Genomic DNA, 18,554 nt, shown 5'->3' on the forward strand with positions numbered 1-18,554 from the left:
TATATATAGAATAGGGGATGATGATTGTCAACGGGTCTTCCCTCTTTTCGGATTACGAGGTTTCTCTAGGATTCGTACACTACTAACTTTTACAGAGTAAATAACAGCGATCCTATCATTCTTCGGATTCTCAATCGCAAGTTGAGAGTTCCAGATTTTCTTTTCTTGTTTTTTATCCATAACGCTACAATTTAATAGTTCATATTTAATAAGTCAAACCTTGACTGTCTTTTTCTCTTTTCCTTCCGCTATCTCAACCAGATAAACCCCGGCGCAAATACAGATAATGGCGAACGTCTGTGTCCAACTGAAACGGTCTTGCCCGATCAATAGGGATGTAATCGTTGCCACGATCAAGATCAGATAGCCATAAATAGCCACTAACGTAGTTTTCAAATACTTCAATCCGATAGGAATCAACAGATAACTGATTACCGTAGGGAAAATAAGCACAAACATCAATACGGCAAAAGGCCACCAATGAAATGGCTCCGAGAATAAAGGAGCATGAAAGCCTTCTATCGGCAAAATCAATAGACTGGAGAAAGCGGCGCCCGTGAATGTATATCGAAGCATCGTCATCGTCCCTACTTTTTGTAAGATCCGCTGGCTTAATACCAGATACACGGCATAAAACACGGAGCTAGCCAGACATAGCATATTCCCATTAAAAGCGTCCGCCGCTAAATCGTCGCTTTGCTGGGTCAAGATGCAAACCAAGGCTCCGGATAAACCAATCAAGATACCGAGTATTTTCATCCAAGTAGCCTTTTCCTTATAAAAGAATACCATAATCAAAAATACCCAGATCGGTTGCAAGCTCGTGAAAATAGAACTCGAGACCGGCGTTGTCTTGCTAAGCCCCACTAAATAAAGAAACATAAAACCATAGATACCGATAGCGCCTAATAAGAATAGCCACACCTTATCTTTCGTCGTAGAAACCTCCGGTTTCATAAACCAGCCGATCACCCAAAACGCCACGGCCGCAAACACGCATCGGAAAGAAGCGCCCGTCAACGGGCTCATCCATAAGGGAAGCAAGTATTTCAAGGCGTTCATATTCAATCCACTGAAAGTTTTTGAGACCACCATGCTAATATTAGCTTCTGTTTTCTTATTTTTCACTGTCTATCGTTTTTTAGTTTTATATTCGTAAATCATATTTTATCGTTGAAAAGGAACGAGTCTCGTTTTACATAAGCCCAGATCGTAGCGACCAGCGCAATACAGAGGTTAAAAATAAACGCGAATTGCTGGCTCTTGACATGGAGCATAGACTGGAAGAAATCGATAATAAACGGACAAAGTAATATCGCCAAATAATTCATCGCCATCACGAAAGCTAATGCCAATGTAACTTTCTCAGGAATGGCCGTACGAGTCGTTTTATCATAAGCGATTGGCTGGATAACACCATATCCGAAACCGATAAAAATACATCCCAATCCAATTAGCCATTCCGTACGAGATATCAAAATCAAGGCCATCCCTAAAGCGATCGCCAATAGACTGACAAATTTTGTCTTTTGCTTAAATAAATCAACGATCTGATTCAAGATAAAACCGGGAGCCATAATAGCCAAGAAAAACAATGATATCATTAATCCGGAATTACCGCTTGTAAACTTATATTCCTTCATTAAAAACGGTAAGTTAAAGCTGACAATAATCACTAAATACGTAGCCAATCCATAAAAACACATGATTTGTACCAGATGCTTTATATCCACACCATATTTACCCGGAACCGTGACGGGATCTGCCGTAACAGGGGCTTTCACTTCTGATTTCGATACGATCGCCGACTCATTTTCCATACTCCTTTTCAAGTATACGGAAAGTACGATGGAAATCAAGGGCAATAGATAAACGGCAAACGGTAAATGCCAATTCACCTCCGCCAGATATCCCGTTAAGATCGTGGCTAATACCAACGTTACATTCGTAATAGCAGAACTTAAACCAAATTGCTTCGTCCGGTATTTCCCGATAAAGAAACGAGATATCAAACCGGTCGATAAGGGTACGATCAAGCCAGATCCGATTCCCATTAAGGCGCTCACCGCTATCAACTGCCACATCTTATTAGAGAGTAAGTATAGAATACCACTTAGGGCAAAGATCACCAAGCCTAATTGCAATAGACGTATCTCATTTACTTTCTCCGTTAATTTACCCGACAATATAATAAATGGAATTATCAATAACGATGGCAAAGAGGAAAGCATCTGGATATCCAGTTCCGTAGAATGAGGAAAAATAACGGAAAGTTTCCCTAATATCGGAGAAACCGCTAAACCCGGTAATGCATTTAAAGCGGAGATAGACCATATCCCTACCAGAGTTATAAGGGGAATTGTGCCCCGGCCTGTCTGTATTCTCATAAAGATTTAGTTTTACGTTTTTATCTAATCAAAACAAACATTTTATGTGAAAGTTCATCATTTTCGCTCTTTCCAAGAGGACTGGACTTGTATCGCTAATAAACCCCAAATAATGTAAATCCAAAAAACATTCCAATCCATAATCTGTTTTGGCATAAACGCTCAGTGGAAGCAGTATTCCATTGACTCAAATCATTTTATTAACAAAAAAACTAAAGAAAAATGAAAGACTCAAATTTCAGAAATGGCGATGCCAAAACAGCGATTTTTGGCTCAGAAGTGATGTTGACACCCTCTCCAGTAGATAAGATTCCTGATGGCCCTACAACCCCGGAGATCGCTTATCAAATGGTTAAAGACGAGACTTTCGCACAAACACAGCCTCGCTTGAACCTAGCTACATTCGTTACTACGTATATGGACGAGTACGCGACAAAATTGATGAACGAAGCTATCAACATCAACTATATTGACGAAACAGAGTATCCGAGAATCGCTGTTATGAACGCCAAATGTATTAATATCATGGCGAGTCTTTGGAATTCTCCCGAGCAAGAAAAATGGAAAACCGGAGCCTTGGCTATCGGTTCTTCAGAGGCTTGTATGCTAGGTGGTGTAGCCGCTTGGTTACGTTGGCGCAAAAAGAGACAAGCACAAGGTAAACCAACTGACAAGCCTAATTTCGTGATCTCTACTGGCTTCCAAGTCGTATGGGAGAAATTCGCCCAGCTATGGCAAATCGAAATGCGTGAAGTTCCCTTGACTTTAGACAAGACGACACTTGATCCGGAAGAAGCGCTTAAGATGTGTGACGAGAACACGATTTGTATCGTTCCTATCCAAGGTGTAACATGGACAGGACTGAACGATGACGTAGAAGCCTTGGACAAAGCGCTCGACGCATACAATGCCAAGACCGGTTATGATATACCTATCCACGTAGATGCCGCCAGCGGTGGTTTTATCCTTCCGTTCTTAAGCCCGGAGACAAAATGGGACTTCCGTTTGAAATGGGTTCTTTCTATCAGCACATCCGGACATAAATTCGGATTGGTTTACCCGGGATTGGGTTGGGTTGTTTGGAAAGACAAGAAATATTTGCCGGAAGAAATGGCATTCAGCGTAAACTATCTTGGAGCGAATATCACTCAGGTCGGTTTGAACTTCTCTCGTCCTGCCGCACAAATCCTCGGACAATACTATCAATTTATTCGTCTCGGATTCGAGGGCTACAAACAAATCCAATATAACAGTATGGAAATAACGAAATACATCCACCAAGAAATCGGTAAGATGGCCCCATTCGTTAATTACAGCAACGAGGTTGTGAATCCATTGTTTATTTGGTACATGAAACCGGATTACGCTAAGAACGCCAAATGGACACTTTACGATTTGCAAGATAAATTGCAACAAAGCGGTTGGATGGTTCCAGCGTATACACTACCGAAGAAGCTGGATAACTACGTGGTTATGCGTGTCGTAGTTCGTCAAGGTTTCAGCCGTGATATGGCCGATATGTTATTAGGTGATATCAAGAACGCTGTAGCTGCATTGGAGAAACTTGAATATCCGACTCCTACTCGCATCGCTCAAGACAAGAACGTTCCGGTTAAGGGTAAGGTATTTACTCACACCGCAATGAGCAACGCTAAGAAATAAAAACAAAATTCATCAAGGCGTGCATGAAAGGACTATCAGTGTTTTCATACACGCCTTCTTTAATCCAATTCATATATGGACAAAAAAATAACGATCGCCCAAATTAAGGAAGTAGCTCAACAGGCTTACGATCTTTACAAGACAAATACGGATGGTAAGAATGCCGATTACATTCCTTATCTGGCGAATATCAATAAAAATCTATTCGGAATCAGTATTTGCCTTTTAAACGGACAAACCATCGAGGTGGGAGATTCCGAATATCGTTTCGGTATCGAATCCGTATCGAAAGTACACACCGCTATCTTGGTACTGCGCCAATACGGAGCGAAAGAATTATTGGAGAAGATTGGTGCCGACGCTACCGGATTGCCATTTAACTCCATCATCGCTATCTTATTGGAAAACGACCATCCTTCTACCCCATTGGTAAATGCCGGCGCTATCACGGCTTGTAGTATGGTGAAGCCTGTCGGTGATTCCAAACAGAAGTGGGATGCTATCGTAGCCAATATCACGGATTTGTGCGGAAGCGCACCGCAGTTGATCGACGAACTCTACAAATCCGAGTCTGCAACGAACTTCAATAACCGCTCCATCGCTTGGTTGCTAAAGAATTACAATCGCATTTATGACGATCCGGATATGTCTTTGGATCTGTATACCCGTCAATGTTCTTTGGGTATCACGGCTAAGCAACTATCTGTCGCTGCCGCTACGGTCGCAAATTTAGGTCTTAATCCTGTGACAAAGAAACAAGTATTCGATGCGGAGTTATCTCCGAAGATCACTTCCATGATCTCTACTGTAGGTTTTTACGAGCACACCGGTGATTGGTTGTACACTTCCGGCATTCCCGCAAAAACTGGTGTAGGCGGTGGTGTCATGGGTGTACTTCCCGGACAATTCGGTATTTCCGCATTCGCTCCTCCTATTGACCAAGCTGGTAACTCTGTAAAGGCACAGCTTGCTATTAAGTATGTAATGAATAAACTCGGATTGAACGTGTTCAACGGTCACCGTGTGACGATCGTTGACTAATAGACAGAATCAGTTTAAACGAAAAGTAGTATAGAAAAAGTGTTTCATTACGATGGGCAGTTATACCATCTAAATGAAACACTTTATTTTTTGTATCAATAAAAATCGGATCAATTCTCCGACACGACCCAAGCCGAATCGTATACTTCCGTATTCGGGGTCTTATAATACATATCCTTTTCTTGAGGAATGCTTAATTTATAGGTCTTCCCACCTGTCACCAACTTACGATCACGGAGCCAAGGATTAAAACGTTTCAAGTCCGCATAAGTGATCCCATGCTCTTTAGCGAAAGCCGACAGATTCTGTATATCTTGGCTTACAGCCACGTCTACGGTAGAGATCGGCTTATACAGGTCACGGGCACGAAGCACAAAACCGTACTTCGACGGATTCTCGAAAATTTGCTTGATCGCCATGATTCGATAAATATAACGGGTAGTCTCCTCCACCAGCCAGAGATCAAAGGAGGAATCCGCATCTTGTTTGACCAGCTCACCGGATATACGTCCCATGCCGCCATTATAAGAAGCGGCTACCGCCGCCCAATCTCCATATTTCTTATAGGCGGCCTTCAAATAGCGGCAAGCCGCCCCGGTCGCTTTCTCCACATGGCAACGCTCATCGACCGTCGGGGTGATTGTCAAACCATACTCCCTTGCCGTGCCCTCCAGTAATTGCCACATCCCGACAGCACGAGCCGGAGAGGATACACGGGGGTCCAAATGGCTTTCTATCACCGCTAGATATTTGAAATCATCGGGAATGCCGTTCGCCTTCAAGATCGGCTCGATCACCGGGAAATAACGGTTCGCCCGCTTGATCAGAAGCATCGTCGTAGAATGGAAATAAGTAAAGCTACTCAATTCACGGTCATAGGCTTCCCGCATATCATAGCGGGTAATATCGATTAGTTTCCCACAAAAAGGAACCGAGGACGGAACATCCGGAGACAGGGTCATGGACGAGACAACCGGACGGCTCTCTATCACTTTTTCCACGTCATTCGAACCCATCGAGATACATGCGGTCAAGCAAACGACGCCTCCACATAAAAAACTAGCTAAATTATTCTTGGATATTCTCATTTTCATCTTGAATTGTTTTAGGTCTAAGAATGTTTATATCGCCTTTTTCCTTGTACTTAATACCATCGGAACCTTCGGCTTCTATCACATAAAAATACACACCCGGCTGAACGTATTTACCACCTTTCTTACCATCCCATCCTTGGGCCGGATCTGTCCAGTAATACATCTGTAGGCCCCAGCGATTAAATATCCATGCCTTAAATTTCACCAACGACTTATAGGCAACCCGGAACTCATCATTAATTCCGGGCGTGGTACCCGGGGAGAATGCGTTCGGTATCATCAGATAAGACTCCGAGATATCAATCTGAACCTCATCTTCCGTGCTGCAAGTAGTGCTTTGGTCGCTTACTTCCAACTTGATGATAAAAGTCCCGGATTGGTTGAACGTATAATCCACTTCCTCACCCGTAAAACGAACAACCGGATTATCTTCTTCCCCTTGCCGATAGATTTTCCAATTAAACAGGGCGGCTGTCGGCGTATTCGCGATAGCCGAGAATTGAACAGTGGCGGGAGCGCAATAACCGCTCTTCGTCGTATTCATATTCGGGGCCTCTTGCTCAATCAGCAACGTGTCTATATGAGCATCTACCGCAGCGGCCTGATATTCATCGATACAAAGCGTAACCTCCTTTCCAAAATGACGAGCGAAATAATCGCCTTTCACACAGATCTCCGTATCACACCAAGGAGCGGGAATGGATTTACCGAACAAATTGCCCTCGATGACCGCCGTCTCTTGTTTAGAGGTATATTCTTTTTTATCCGAATTATATTCCAATGTATTATAAATAACATCAAATTGGCGAGACAGTTCACGTCTTGTTCCCGTATTCGGCCAATAATAATAAATAGGTTGGATCGTACCTGTCCCAGCCAAGACCAATCCGCTACATGGATCGCTATTATCGGAGACATGCAGGTTGGATATGTTTAAGGTGTATTTGCTGTAATCAACGATCCAGACGTAACGAGATACGGCTCCTTCCTCGACAAAATAGCCATATCCCTCCTCTACATTCCGAATGGTGGAAGTAGTTCCATTTTGGGTGGAGGCCACCTTCTCGGCCTCCAATCGCTTGGTTTTATAACGATACCATTGATGCGAAGAAGAAGAGGATGAGGTATAACTAATCGTCACGTTATCCATTCCATACACCAAGTAGACCTCAAGTCGCTCGGCGGAATCGCCGGAACTCTGCGTGGCTTTCATCGGACTACCACTTCCTCCCGTCACCACATACTGGGCACACGAGACAGCCGCTACAAACACAAAACTTAGCGATAACAGTATCTTTCTTAATTCCTTCTTTAGCATATATAGTCTAAAAATTGCGGTTCCAAAATTAGGGAAATAAAAGGACATACGTAGCATGATAAGCAAAATTCACTATCTTTGTCACAAAATACTCCGAACAGCAAATGAACAAGATTAGTATATACGCATTGACGTTCTTTTTAAGTTTATCGAGCGTAACCGTTTATTCCCAAAAGAATAATAAGCAAGTTATTTTTACTAACGAACAAGGGAGCGATATATTTTATCATACCATCGAACGCGGACAAACCGTATACGCCATAGCGACCATGTATGGCGTAAGCGTAGAGGATATTTATCGGTTGAATCCGGAAAGTAAAGAAGGGATCAAGGCCGGTTCTACGTTAAGAATCCCGCAGAAGGACTCCGCTATCGCACCTTCCGGCAAAGCAGATAACTATACATACCATACGATCCAGCCGAAAGAGACCTTGTACTCTTTATCCATTAAATATTCAGTGCCCGCTACGGATATTATCGCCGCCAATCCGGGTCTCTCCACATCGACCTTTACGATTGGTAAGAATATCCGGATCCCGCCGACACGACTGGAGACCTTGCCTACTACGGAAAAAAAGACCGTACAGAAGGAAATGGAATATACCATACAGAAAAAAGAGACCATGTACCGTATCTGCCGGAAGTTCGATATTTCCAGCGTGGAGCTTTTAAGACTCAACCCCGAGCTGAAAAACGGAGTGAAAGCGGGCATGGTTATCAAGATACCGGTAGCCAGTGAAGAAGTGATCACCCAAAACATAAGACAGCCGGAAGAGCGTGAGGTGAACGCCCTCCTCTCTACTCCTAAAGATATAAAGAAGGTGAACCGTATCCAAGTCGCCTTATTGTTGCCGTTCATGACGAACGAGACAACGCAATCATCTGCGACCTCCCGTTTCGTGGAATATTACGAGGGATTGCTATTGGCGGTTGACAGCTTGCGAAATATGGGAACCTCTATCGAGCTATCGGTATATGATACTGGAAACGGTACGAAGAAAGTCAAGGAGATATTGAAAGAAGATGCGTTATCAAACGCTAATTTGATCATTGGTGCCGTACAGAACGACCAAATCGGATTGATCGCAGATTTCGCTCAAAAGCACAATATCAAATACGTGATCCCTTTCACCTCCAAGAATGATGATGTCTTGTCAAACGCAAATGTTTATCAAGTAAACACGCCTCATTCCTACTTATACTCCAAGGCGGCGCAAGCCGGATGCGATTTATTCTCGGATTACAATATCATACTTGTCAATATAAAGGATAAAGAAGAAAAGCCGGAATTTATCAAAGCCTTCAAGACGGAGATGCAGCAACGCGATATCCCGTTTAAGGAAGTAACTTATAAAGGGGACACTTTCGCCACGGATATAGAGGCAGCCATGGTAAGGGACAAGCGGAATGTGGTATTGCCAACCTCCGCCTCCTTAGATGCGGTGAATAAGATCAAGGCACCGCTCCGTATGCTTTCCGAGTTGAAAGAGGAGGAGAAAGAGCCTTATATGGTCAACCTATTCGGTTATCCGGAATGGCAGACCTATACAAGAGAGTGTCTGGAGGACTTCTACGCATTGAACACCTATATCTATAGTAATTTCTATGCGGACAACTTATCTCCGGAAGTCCATAGCTTTTATTCCGATTATAAAAACTGGTATAGCAAGAATTTAATCAACACATTCCCGAAATATGGAATCCTAGGCTTTGACACGGGTATGTATTTCCTAGGTGCCATCAATAAATATGGCTCGAACTTCGAGAATAATCTAGACAAGATCCATTATAAGAGCATCCAGACCGGATTCGATTTCCATAGAGTGAATAATTGGGGCGGTTTTATCAATACGAACTTGTTTATTGTACATTACAAGAATGATTATACGGTAACCCGCAGTGAGGTAAGATAATTGATATGATGACGAAAAAGATATTTGTAGCGATATTTCTGTGCATGGCAAGCTTATCGATTTGCCATGCGCAGAAAAGTACTTTTAAGCAAGAGCTTGCGGTTGGAGCGTCCTTCGGATTAAATTTCTCTAGCGTAAGTTTTGCCCCAAAAGTCCCTACGAAGATGAAACTTGGGTTTAACGGGGGAGCGACGATACGTTGGAATACGGAACCCAATTTAGGCATACAGGCGGAATTGAACTTTACCCAACATGGATGGGAAGAGAAGTTTGAGGAGAAACCTCAATATAAATATAGCCGTACGGTAAACTATATGGAGCTTCCGTTCTTGACGCACATCCATTTCGGAAGCAAGCGAGTGCGTGTATTCGTCAATCTAGGGCCTAAAATCGGTTATGCGCTGAGCGAAAGCACGGAGTCGAACCTTAATGGCGAGAACCCGAACGCGAACCGTCCGGACGAACAACATACATTGGAAGTCCAAAAGAAGTTCGATTGGGGGCTTTGCGGCGGACCGGGAATCGAGCTCCGCACCGGAATAGGCTCTTTCCTGTTGGAAGGTCGTTATTACTATGCGCTGGGCGATATGTTCAATAGCCGTAAAGGAGACACATTCTCTAAATCTTCCAGCCAAATAATATCCGCGAAACTAACCTATCTGATTCCCATCTTTAGTAAATAAGGGGGATGGACTCGTGATATCGTAACAATCAATTGAAGATCTGTGCCGCAAGTAACCTCACACAAGGGATAAGAACGGTGGAAAGTATAGCCAAGCTCCGGACGATCTAATCTTTTAACACCTGTGAAGAGATCTTTTCACGCTCGTGATACGATCGTTTCACCCTTGTGAAAAGATCATTTCACATCCGTGAAAAGATCTTTGGATACAGGCGTACAAGCTACTTCCGATAATACCTTTATCCAACAGGAAGGTTCTACAGTAATAAATCATGAATACAATGGGGAACGCATCTAACGATCATTATTGTTGAGGTGACCTACTATAAAAGAAAAGGCCATCCGTCACGGACAGCCAATCTCATTGTTAACCTTAAATCTAATACCATGAAAAACACAGTGCAAATATAGAGACTTTATGTTATGCAGCATAATTTTCCAACAAGAAAAGCTTACTCATTAACTTTATTTAAGATAAACATGCTATACAACATAGAATTCAGCTCTTTTTATCTCGTTTTTTCTATTAATAGCGAAATACTACCACTATAAATATTTCTTACCTTTGCATTTATAAACATAAATATGGATTAATATAAGAAATCATGCTAATTATAGGTATAGCGGGCGGGACTGGTTCCGGGAAAACTACAGTGGTAAAAAAGATCATAGAGAGTTTACCTCCCGGTGAGGTTGTATTACTCCCTCAAGATTCTTATTACAAAGATAACAGCCATGTGCCGGTAGAGAAACGTCAATATATTAATTTCGACCATCCCGACGCATTTGATTGGCCGCTCCTCTCAGAGCAAGTCACCTTGCTGAAAGAGGGGAAATGCATCGAGCAGCCGACTTATTCTTATCTTACCTGCTGCCGATTGCCCGAGACCATTCATATCGAGCCTCGTGATGTTGTCATCATCGAAGGGATCCTCGCTTTATGCGACCCTCAATTACGAGACTTGATGGACTTGAAAGTATTTGTCGATACAGATTCGGACGAACGTCTTATCCGTGTGATCCAACGGGATATGATCGAGAGAGGACGCACGGCGGAAGCGGTAATGGAACGCTATACCCGGGTACTAAAGCCTATGCACCTGCAATTTATAGAGCCTAGCAAACGATATGCCGACCTAATTATACCCGAAGGAGGAAGCAACCAGATCGCCATCAATATATTGAAAATGTTTATCGAGAACAATCTGGGGCTTCCCCATACAGATAATCAATAAACCAATCGTTCCGACAAGGATCTCCCCAATATAAATGCGTGTACCCCGCCAATACGTTCTTGTAGCGATATAGCGGGGTATCCGTTTGACCTCCTTTCGCCGTAAAGGCTTTCGCTACCGAAGGCAGCGGACTTTCCATAGGCACGATCCGGGAATAATGGAACTCATGCCCTCGTAAGACATCATTCTTATAGCATAAAGTCCGATACCCTAAACGTAACTTCATGTTCTCCATCGTGGCGGATTGCGGTAATACACCGGCCATTGGATAGGCATTCCCATCCGTACCGATAATCTCTTTACAGAGATACATCATCCCCCCACATTCCGCCAGCAACTTGCCCCCCACTTCCACAAAGGAATGAATCGATTCACGCATCCCGGAATTCATGCTCAACTCCGATAAATATAACTCGGGATATCCACCCGGCAAATAGACAAAATCGGCCTCCGGTAAACAATCATCCCTCAATGGACTGAAATAGGTAATCTTGCCTAGAGTAGATAAGAAATGTATATTTTCCTCATATGAGAAATTAAAAGCGGGATCACGGGCGATGGCTATATTTAAGTTTGCCTTTGAAACAGTCCTCATGACTTCCTTAACCCGAGGAACTGGCTGTCGCTCTGGCAAAGCCGTGATTGCCAACAGGCGGTCTATATCCACATGCTCCTCCACCAAGCAAGCAACCCGGTCCGCAAACTCCTCAAAGCAAAAATCCTCATCCAACGACAACCCCAAATGCCGGCTCGGGATCTCTACATCCGCACACTTCGGTAGATAGCCTAACGCTTCCACACCCGCATCCTCACACGCTTGTCTCAAGAAAGAATAATGACTCTCCGACGCCACGAAATTAAATACCGCCCCCACGACATTCAGATCTTTCCGAAAATTCCGGAAGCCATAAAGCAAGGGAGCCACCGAATAAGCCGTACTTTTAGCGTTCACCACCAATACGATCGGTATCCGCAATAAACCGGAGATCTCCGCACTACTCCCTCGCATGGCATCGTAGCCATCGAACAGCCCCATCACCCCTTCGGTCACGGCTACATCCGCATTCGAGGTATACCGGGCATATAAATCCTTGATATGCCCTTCCGACATCATGAAACCATCCAAATTCACGGAAGCGCAACCAGCCGCCATTTTATGATGACGAGTATCTATATAATCCGGCCCACACTTAAAAGGCTGCACCCGTAAAGAACGATTTCTCAAGGCACGAAGCAATCCTAAGGTAAAAGTAGTCTTCCCGCTTCCCGACGAAGCGGCGCCTATTAGCAAATGAGATCTCATGTATTCTGTTTCTAATATTGCTCCTTCTCGTTCGGGAAGTCTTGAGATTTCACGTCCTCGATGTACGCTTGTACGGCACGAGTAATCTCCTCCCCTAAATTAGCGTAGCGACGTAAGAAACGGGGAGAAAAGCCTTGATTGATACCGAGCATATCATGCATAACCAACACTTGACCATCTACGCCTCCACCGGCGCCAATGCCGATAACCGGGATCGTAAGCTCCGAAGCGACACGAGCCGCCAACTCCGCCGGGATCTTTTCCAACACCAAGGCGAAACAACCTATCTCCTCTAGCAAATGGGCATCCTCGATCAGTTTATTAGCCTCGGCCTCTTCACGGGCACGTACCGTATACGTACCGAATTTATTGATCGATTGCGGCGTCAATCCTAAATGTCCCATAATTGGAATACCGGCACACAAGATACGTTCGATAGATTCCCGAACCTCAGCCCCGCCTTCCAACTTGATACAATCGGCATGCGTCTCTTTCATCACCCGGATAGCGGAGGCCAAGGCTTCTTTAGAGTTTCCTTGATACGTACCGAAAGGCAGGTCTACCACCACCAGCGCACGATTCACCGCTTTCATGACCGATTTACCATGGTAAATCATCTGGTCGAGCGTAATCGGCAAAGTGGTCACGTTTCCAGCCATTACGTTAGAAGCGGAGTCTCCCACCAAGATCACATCCATTCCTGCTTGATCGATCAATTTCGCCATCGAATAATCATAGGCGGTAAGCATGGATATTTTCTCGCCACGCTGCTTCATCTCTATCAGGCGATGTGTGGTCACCTTTCTATTATCATCTACTTTTGCGACAGACATATTATATTTTTATTAATTGTTTCGGTCGCAAAGGTAAGTATTATTATTTATTTTCAAGACAAACATTCACGGCACTTAAGCCTCTGTCGCCACGTTCAAGGTCGAACGTCACGATATCGTTCACGGAGATATCATCCACAACATTGTTCACGTGAAAGAAATACTTTTCCGTCCCCGACAAGTCACGGATAAACCCGAACCCTTTTGCCTCATTAAAATAGTCTACCCTGCCCCTTAAGATAACGGGAGCCACATCCTCTTTCTTAGGAGTCGAGATCAAGATATCTTCCTGATTTATCTCTTCTTTTTGACGAAGTTCGGGAGGGACAGAGGTGATCATCCCATTTTCATCCACATAAGCGATCATGTCCTCAAAGCTAGCCGCTTTGCCGGACGATTTTCTTTCCTCTTTCCTGTTCTGTTTCTCTACTCGGCGGGCTTGTTTCTTTTTCTCGTTTTCACGTTTACCAAATGATGCGTATTTTGCCATACAGTCGATTTTAATTTATACTAGGGCCTCACGTTCCGTGAAGCGTTGTTTATACTAACTTAGCGTGAGAATTGATGATTAAAGGAGAGATCCGCTTAATAATAATATAAAAAGAAGAACTATGTCGATAATGATTCTAGACTCAAACTTTCGCAAAGATAATAAAATAAACGGAGAAAACCTTATAGATCCTCTCATTTAAGAATAAAAAAACTTACTTTTGCATCCTATACCAAAAAGCATTTATGAAACTACTTTTTTTTGATTTAGAGACTACCGGCATAAAATACTGGAGAAATGGCGTCCACCAAATAAGTGGGGAGATCGTAATTGATGGGGTTACGAAGGAATCTTTTAATTTCAATGTCTGCCCACACCCCCAATGTGAGATAGAGGAAGAAGCGCTTCGCATTTGCAACGTGTCCAAGGAACAGATACAAGCTTATCCTCCCATGCGAGAGGTGTACGTTAAATTCGTGAACATGCTGTCCAAATACGTGGACAAATTTGATAAAAAAGACAAGTTCTTCCTCGTTGGATACAACAACGCCTCTTTCGATAATCACTTCTTGAAAGCCTTCTTCGTACAGAACGGAGATAATTATTTCTACTCATGGTTCTGGGTGAACTCGATCGACGTAATGGTATTGTCTACCCAGCATTTGATGCGCAAACGGCATGAGATGACAGATTTCAAGCAGGAAACAGTGGCAAGGGCTTTAGGCATACAAATAGATTCCGCTAAATTGCATGACGCATCCTATGATATTCAATTAACAAAAAAAATTTATAATAGGATATCCTCCCTCTCATTTATGGGTTGATTGATTCTTTTTATAAATTATCGTTTTTGACTATAGGTTGATTTAATTATCTTTACGGCGTAGAATCAATTTTTAAGATGTCTGTGAAACATAGTATCCGTATTTTCTTCTTTATTATCGCTCTCGTATATACAGGTTCCTTGACTGCCCAAGAAAAGGCGTATCCGAAAAACGGAGAGGGCATCACTCTTTTTCTCAAACGCTTCAACCGTACCGGCGGGACGTATCAGAAAGAGTTTATCGAGCTTAATAAAGGGAAGTTGGGTAAAAATAACACTCTGCGCATGGGCGTAAAATATACCTTGCCTCCGCTCGCCTCCGCCCCTCAGAAGAAGAATTATCAGCCCCTATTCGGCAAGTCGCTAGCCAGTTACAAAGTAACCTCTTCCGATTTAAAGGGAGCTTGCTTTTATCTGGTCAGCGGTCATGGCGGTCCGGACCCCGGAGCGATCGGTAAAATGGGCTCCCATGAATTGCATGAGGATGAATACGCTTACGACATCATGCTACGTCTGGCACGCAATCTTTTAACGCGAGGCGCAAAGGTACATATTATCATCCAAGATGCAAAGGACGGAATACGTGACCAGCAATTCCTCAATAACAGCAAACGGGAAACTTGTATGGGTAGTCCGATCCCCCTCAGCCAAGTAAGCCGTCTGGATCAGCGTTGCGCCAAGATAAACAGCTTGAGCCGGAAAGATAAAGAAACTTATAAGAGAGCGATATTCATCCATGTGGACAGCCGGAGCCGACATCAAAGGACCGATGTCTTTTTCTATCATAAGCCCAAGGATCAAGCGAGCAAGCGCTTGGCTAAAACGATGAAATCCACTTTCTCGCGCAAATACAACCGCCACCAGCCGGGCCGGGGATTCTCGGGCACGGTAGACGATCGTAACTTATATGTATTACGTCACACGACCCCGACCTCCGTATTCGTCGAATTGGGCAACATACAAAACCAATACGACCAACAACGGATCATCCTCAGCAACAATCGGCAAGCCTTGGCCAACTGGCTTTGCGAGGGTTTTGTCACGGATTATAATTATTATAGGAAGTAGCATTCCTAATGATCTATTATACTAACACATATCCTGCGGCAGAAATGTTACATGAGCGATTTTAACAGCAATGTAACATATATTTCATTTCTCCGAAATAAGAATATCCGTTCTTTGCCAAAAATAATTATATTTGTATATGGAGAGCCGTAAGGCACTCTTTTAAAAACAGAACAGCTTATGGCAACAACTCGTATTCTTGTAGTGGATGATGAAGAGGATTTGTGTGAGATCCTTAAATTCAACTTAGAAATAGAAGGTTATGAAGTAGATACCGCCTATAGTGCGGAAGAGGCATTAAAAAAGGATCTGACCGTTTACAATTTATTATTGTTGGATGTCATGATGAGAGAAATCTCCGGTTTCAAGATGGCACGTATCCTGCGACAAGATGAGAAGACGGCCAATACCCCTATCATCTTCCTCACGGCCAAAGATACGGAGAACGATATGCTCACAGGGTTCAATCTCGGGGCGGACGACTATATCTCCAAGCCTTTCTCCATCCGCCAAGTGATAGCGCGTGTTAAGGCCGTACTAAGAAGAACTTCCGAGAAATCAAAAGAAAAAGAGATTGAGAAACTTGAGTATGAGACATTAGCTCTTGATACGAAACGCATCAAGGCTACGGTAGACGGGGTGGAAGTTCCATTGACCAAAAAAGAGTTTGAGATACTAAAACTTCTATTGGAAAATAAAGGGAACGTCTTCTCCAGAGAGGAAATACTGTCTCGCATCTGGAAAGACGAGGTATATGTTCTAGACCGTACCATCGATGTCAACATCACCCGGTTACGTAAGAAAATAGGTCCTTATGGAAAGAACATCGTAACTCGCTTAGGTTTCGGTTATTGTTTTGAATGCTAATATTGTCGCTGAATCATGGTAAAGATAGATGGTGAGAAAAGACACCGGATACCGTTTAGCCAACGGCTTTTCTGGTCGGTCTTTTTTATGTTCTTGGGCTTTACGGTCTGTTTCCTGCTATTCCAATATCAGCGGGAAAGGGAGTTTGCGCAAGAAAAGTTGAACAATGTGTTGAGTAACTATAATTACCAATTATTCCGCAAATGCCAACAAAGTACGGACATCAACCAGACCGTAATAAGTTTCATGGACGACATCCCTCAAAAGGATTTGCGGGTAACCATTATAGATCCGTCCGGCGACGTATTGTTTGATAATAGCGGGACGGATGAGTTCAATAATCATAACGATCGAAGCGAGGTACGCAAAGCCCGATTATATAATGAAGGGTTCGCTATCCGTTCCTCGGAATCTACGGGAAAAAGGTATTTCTATTCAGCATCGAATATAGGAGGTTATATTTACCGCTCAGCCCTGCCCTATGATCCATATGTAAGAGGGATATTGACGGTAAACAAGGACTTCATTTATTTCATGGCATTGATGACCTTGATTTTCTTCTTTGTCCTTTCCCGTTTTACTTTCAGCATAGGTAAAACGATATCCAAACTAAGGGATTTCGCCTTAAACGTAGAGAAAGATCGAATGCCTGCGGTCGATTATGTTTTCCCGAATGATGAGCTAGGTGACATCTCACAGAATATCGTAACCTTATACCATCGGCAGCAGAAAGCGAAAAACGAGTTATCCATGGAGCGGGAAAAGCTTATCAAACATTTCCAATATTCCAAGGAAGGCTTCGCCATGTTTACAAGTGAAGGGCGGGAGATTCTTTCTAACATCCTATTCATTCAATTCATAAATGTCATATCCGACACCCAGATCCACCAAGTGGAAGACGTTACTGATATAGCCGAATTAGAACCAATCCGTACCTTCTTGAATAAGAATATCCGGAATCTGAATCGGAAAAAGAAAGTATTAAGAGAGTCCGTGACTATTGACAAGAACGGTAAAATATTCTTGATCGAATGTATTTTATTCCTCGATAATAGTTATGAGATCTCTATTAATGATATATCCCGTCAAGAAGAAGAAAGCCGGATGAAACGACAGCTTACGCAGAACGTCTCTCACGAGCTGAAAACACCGGTCAGCAGCATTCAAGGGTATTTGGAAACAATCCTATCCAACCCAGATTTGAGTCCGGACAAACGTCAATTTTTCTTGGAACGTTGTTATTCCCAAAGTACCCGCCTTACAGGATTATTACGAGATATTTCCGTATTAAACAGACTTGACGAGGCATCCGAGATGTTCGACCTCACGGAAGTAAATATCACGAAGCTTATCGCCGAGATACAAAAAGAATGCTCCCAAGATATGGAAGAAAAACACATCACGTCGGAAATTATCCTCCCGGGAGATCCGACCGTGTTCGGGAATAACTCCCTACTCTATTCCATATTCCGGAATCTATATGACAACGCGATCGCTTATGCGGGAGAAAACATAAAGATTACCGTCAACTGCTATAAAGAAGATCCTAAATATTATTACTTTAGCTTCTCCGATAATGGAGTGGGTATCCCGGAAGAACATATCAATCGCATATTCGAGCGCTTCTACCGGGTAGACAAGGGACGCAGTCGTAAGATCGGAGGAACCGGATTAGGATTATCTATCGTTAAAAACGGGGTTAATTTTCATAAAGGACAAATATCGGCGAAGAGCAGTCCGGGAAAAGGGGTTACTTTTTTCTTCACTTTGAAAAAGAAACTATAAGGCAGACCTCGAAAATTCCATAACATACGCTTGATATTTAATATTAAAATGTA

Annotated in this window: 17 protein-coding genes; 9 read left to right on the plus strand and 8 right to left on the minus strand. The window is 43.2% G+C overall.

The genetic code is table 11. From position 1 onward, the window contains the following. Window positions 1-27: 27 nt before the first annotated feature. The 3 genes from NBH07_RS02970 to NBH07_RS02980 are packed head-to-tail and all read right to left on the minus strand — an operon-like array spanning window position 28 to window position 2,387. On the minus strand, window positions 28-180 hold the full coding sequence (locus NBH07_RS02970; RefSeq protein ID WP_005857379.1) for a hypothetical protein: 153 nt from the start codon (window positions 178-180) through the stop codon (window positions 28-30). Between the two features lie 33 nt (window positions 181-213). Next, window positions 214-1,128 (minus strand): DMT family transporter, encoded by a 915-nt coding sequence (locus tag NBH07_RS02975; protein WP_005857381.1) that lies wholly within the window; start codon window positions 1,126-1,128, stop codon window positions 214-216. A 32-nt stretch (window positions 1,129-1,160) separates the two neighbouring features. Further along, entirely contained in the window at window positions 1,161-2,387 is a 1,227-nt protein-coding gene (locus NBH07_RS02980) for an MFS transporter (protein ID WP_009017297.1), read from the minus strand. A gap of 222 nt (window positions 2,388-2,609) precedes the next feature. Between NBH07_RS02980 and gad the strand changes: the two genes are divergently transcribed. Together gad and glsA are read left to right on the plus strand one after the other, a co-directional pair. Then, window positions 2,610-4,049: a glutamate decarboxylase gene (gene gad / locus NBH07_RS02985; protein ID WP_022191960.1), complete on the plus strand. Its 1,440-nt coding sequence runs from the start codon at window positions 2,610-2,612 to the stop codon at window positions 4,047-4,049. Between the two features lie 75 nt (window positions 4,050-4,124). Continuing rightward, window positions 4,125-5,090, plus strand: a complete 966-nt coding sequence (glsA, locus tag NBH07_RS02990; RefSeq protein WP_005857387.1) for a glutaminase A — start codon at window positions 4,125-4,127, stop codon at window positions 5,088-5,090. A gap of 110 nt (window positions 5,091-5,200) precedes the next feature. On the opposite strand, the gene NBH07_RS02995 is transcribed toward glsA, so the two are convergent. Continuing rightward, window positions 5,201-6,184, minus strand: a complete 984-nt coding sequence (locus NBH07_RS02995; protein WP_009017296.1) for a lytic transglycosylase domain-containing protein — start codon at window positions 6,182-6,184, stop codon at window positions 5,201-5,203. Then, on the minus strand, window positions 6,159-7,502 hold the full coding sequence (locus tag NBH07_RS03000; protein WP_005857391.1) for a T9SS type B sorting domain-containing protein: 1,344 nt from the start codon (window positions 7,500-7,502) through the stop codon (window positions 6,159-6,161). The genes NBH07_RS02995 and NBH07_RS03000 overlap by 26 nt, the downstream gene beginning before the upstream one ends. Window positions 7,503-7,606: 104 nt before the next feature. Here NBH07_RS03000 and NBH07_RS03005 point away from each other — a divergent pair, with 104 nt between their 5' ends. The 3 genes from NBH07_RS03005 (at window position 7,607) to udk (ending at window position 11,332) form a co-directional block, all read left to right on the plus strand. Further along, the gene (locus NBH07_RS03005) at window positions 7,607-9,415 is read left to right on the plus strand and encodes a PBP1 and LysM peptidoglycan-binding domain-containing protein (RefSeq protein ID WP_005862770.1); all 1,809 of its coding nucleotides are present in this window, start codon (window positions 7,607-7,609) and stop codon (window positions 9,413-9,415) included. Between the two features lie 5 nt (window positions 9,416-9,420). Next, window positions 9,421-10,098, plus strand: a complete 678-nt coding sequence (locus tag NBH07_RS03010) for a porin family protein (protein WP_008779772.1) — start codon at window positions 9,421-9,423, stop codon at window positions 10,096-10,098. Between the two features lie 604 nt (window positions 10,099-10,702). After that, complete coding sequence (gene udk, locus NBH07_RS03015) at window positions 10,703-11,332, plus strand: uridine kinase (protein ID WP_005862771.1); 630 nt, start codon at window positions 10,703-10,705, stop codon at window positions 11,330-11,332. On the opposite strand, the gene NBH07_RS03020 is transcribed toward udk, so the two are convergent. From NBH07_RS03020 to NBH07_RS03030, 3 genes are read right to left on the minus strand one after another with little or no spacing between them, the layout of a single operon-like run. After that, the gene (locus NBH07_RS03020) at window positions 11,289-12,635 is read right to left on the minus strand and encodes a cobyrinic acid a,c-diamide synthase CobB (RefSeq protein WP_009017295.1); all 1,347 of its coding nucleotides are present in this window, start codon (window positions 12,633-12,635) and stop codon (window positions 11,289-11,291) included. The genes udk and NBH07_RS03020 overlap by 44 nt on opposite strands. 11 nt (window positions 12,636-12,646) lie before the next feature. Continuing rightward, window positions 12,647-13,468 carry a 3-methyl-2-oxobutanoate hydroxymethyltransferase gene (panB, locus tag NBH07_RS03025; RefSeq protein ID WP_005857401.1) on the minus strand — a complete coding sequence of 274 codons (822 nt, stop codon included), beginning with the start codon at window positions 13,466-13,468 and terminating at the stop codon, window positions 12,647-12,649. 43 nt (window positions 13,469-13,511) lie between these two features. Next, complete coding sequence (locus tag NBH07_RS03030) at window positions 13,512-13,958, minus strand: cold-shock protein (protein WP_009017294.1); 447 nt, start codon at window positions 13,956-13,958, stop codon at window positions 13,512-13,514. 245 nt (window positions 13,959-14,203) lie between these two features. Here NBH07_RS03030 and NBH07_RS03035 point away from each other — a divergent pair, with 245 nt between their 5' ends. The 4 genes from NBH07_RS03035 (at window position 14,204) to phoR (ending at window position 18,501) form a co-directional block, all read left to right on the plus strand. Beyond that, entirely contained in the window at window positions 14,204-14,782 is a 579-nt protein-coding gene (locus NBH07_RS03035; protein ID WP_009017293.1) for a 3'-5' exonuclease, read from the plus strand. A 77-nt stretch (window positions 14,783-14,859) separates the two neighbouring features. Beyond that, the gene (locus NBH07_RS03040; RefSeq protein WP_008779768.1) at window positions 14,860-15,849 is read left to right on the plus strand and encodes an N-acetylmuramoyl-L-alanine amidase; all 990 of its coding nucleotides are present in this window, start codon (window positions 14,860-14,862) and stop codon (window positions 15,847-15,849) included. 180 nt (window positions 15,850-16,029) lie between these two features. Then, window positions 16,030-16,716 carry a two-component system response regulator PhoB gene (gene phoB / locus NBH07_RS03045; RefSeq protein ID WP_009017292.1) on the plus strand — a complete coding sequence of 229 codons (687 nt, stop codon included), beginning with the start codon at window positions 16,030-16,032 and terminating at the stop codon, window positions 16,714-16,716. A gap of 15 nt (window positions 16,717-16,731) precedes the next feature. Then, window positions 16,732-18,501, plus strand: coding sequence for a two-component system sensor histidine kinase PhoR (phoR, locus tag NBH07_RS03050; protein ID WP_008772333.1), 1,770 nt, complete (start codon window positions 16,732-16,734; stop codon window positions 18,499-18,501). Window positions 18,502-18,554: the final 53 nt, after the last annotated feature.

The sequence above is a fragment of the Parabacteroides sp. B2-S-102 genome (assembly GCF_023656665.1).
Taxonomy (GTDB): domain Bacteria; phylum Bacteroidota; class Bacteroidia; order Bacteroidales; family Tannerellaceae; genus Parabacteroides; species Parabacteroides distasonis.

Excerpts from the sequence above, each read along its gene's own strand:
- NBH07_RS03030 (WP_009017294.1), bottom strand. The coding sequence starts at position 13,958 with ATGGCAAAATACGCATCATTTGGTAAACGTGAAAACGAGAAAAAGAAA.
- NBH07_RS03040 (WP_008779768.1), top strand. The coding sequence starts at position 14,860 with ATGTCTGTGAAACATAGTATCCGTATTTTCTTCTTTATTATCGCTCTC.
- NBH07_RS03000 (WP_005857391.1), bottom strand. The coding sequence starts at position 7,502 with ATGCTAAAGAAGGAATTAAGAAAGATACTGTTATCGCTAAGTTTTGTG.
- panB (WP_005857401.1), bottom strand. The coding sequence starts at position 13,468 with ATGTCTGTCGCAAAAGTAGATGATAATAGAAAGGTGACCACACATCGC.
- gad (WP_022191960.1), top strand. The coding sequence starts at position 2,610 with ATGAAAGACTCAAATTTCAGAAATGGCGATGCCAAAACAGCGATTTTT.
- udk (WP_005862771.1), top strand. The coding sequence starts at position 10,703 with ATGCTAATTATAGGTATAGCGGGCGGGACTGGTTCCGGGAAAACTACA.
- NBH07_RS03035 (WP_009017293.1), top strand. The coding sequence starts at position 14,204 with ATGAAACTACTTTTTTTTGATTTAGAGACTACCGGCATAAAATACTGG.
- phoR (WP_008772333.1), top strand. The coding sequence starts at position 16,732 with ATGGTAAAGATAGATGGTGAGAAAAGACACCGGATACCGTTTAGCCAA.
- NBH07_RS02970 (WP_005857379.1), bottom strand. The coding sequence starts at position 180 with ATGGATAAAAAACAAGAAAAGAAAATCTGGAACTCTCAACTTGCGATT.
- glsA (WP_005857387.1), top strand. The coding sequence starts at position 4,125 with ATGGACAAAAAAATAACGATCGCCCAAATTAAGGAAGTAGCTCAACAG.
- NBH07_RS03005 (WP_005862770.1), top strand. The coding sequence starts at position 7,607 with ATGAACAAGATTAGTATATACGCATTGACGTTCTTTTTAAGTTTATCG.
- phoB (WP_009017292.1), top strand. The coding sequence starts at position 16,030 with ATGGCAACAACTCGTATTCTTGTAGTGGATGATGAAGAGGATTTGTGT.
- NBH07_RS02995 (WP_009017296.1), bottom strand. The coding sequence starts at position 6,184 with ATGAAAATGAGAATATCCAAGAATAATTTAGCTAGTTTTTTATGTGGA.
- NBH07_RS03010 (WP_008779772.1), top strand. The coding sequence starts at position 9,421 with ATGATGACGAAAAAGATATTTGTAGCGATATTTCTGTGCATGGCAAGC.
- NBH07_RS02980 (WP_009017297.1), bottom strand. The coding sequence starts at position 2,387 with ATGAGAATACAGACAGGCCGGGGCACAATTCCCCTTATAACTCTGGTA.
- NBH07_RS03020 (WP_009017295.1), bottom strand. The coding sequence starts at position 12,635 with ATGAGATCTCATTTGCTAATAGGCGCCGCTTCGTCGGGAAGCGGGAAG.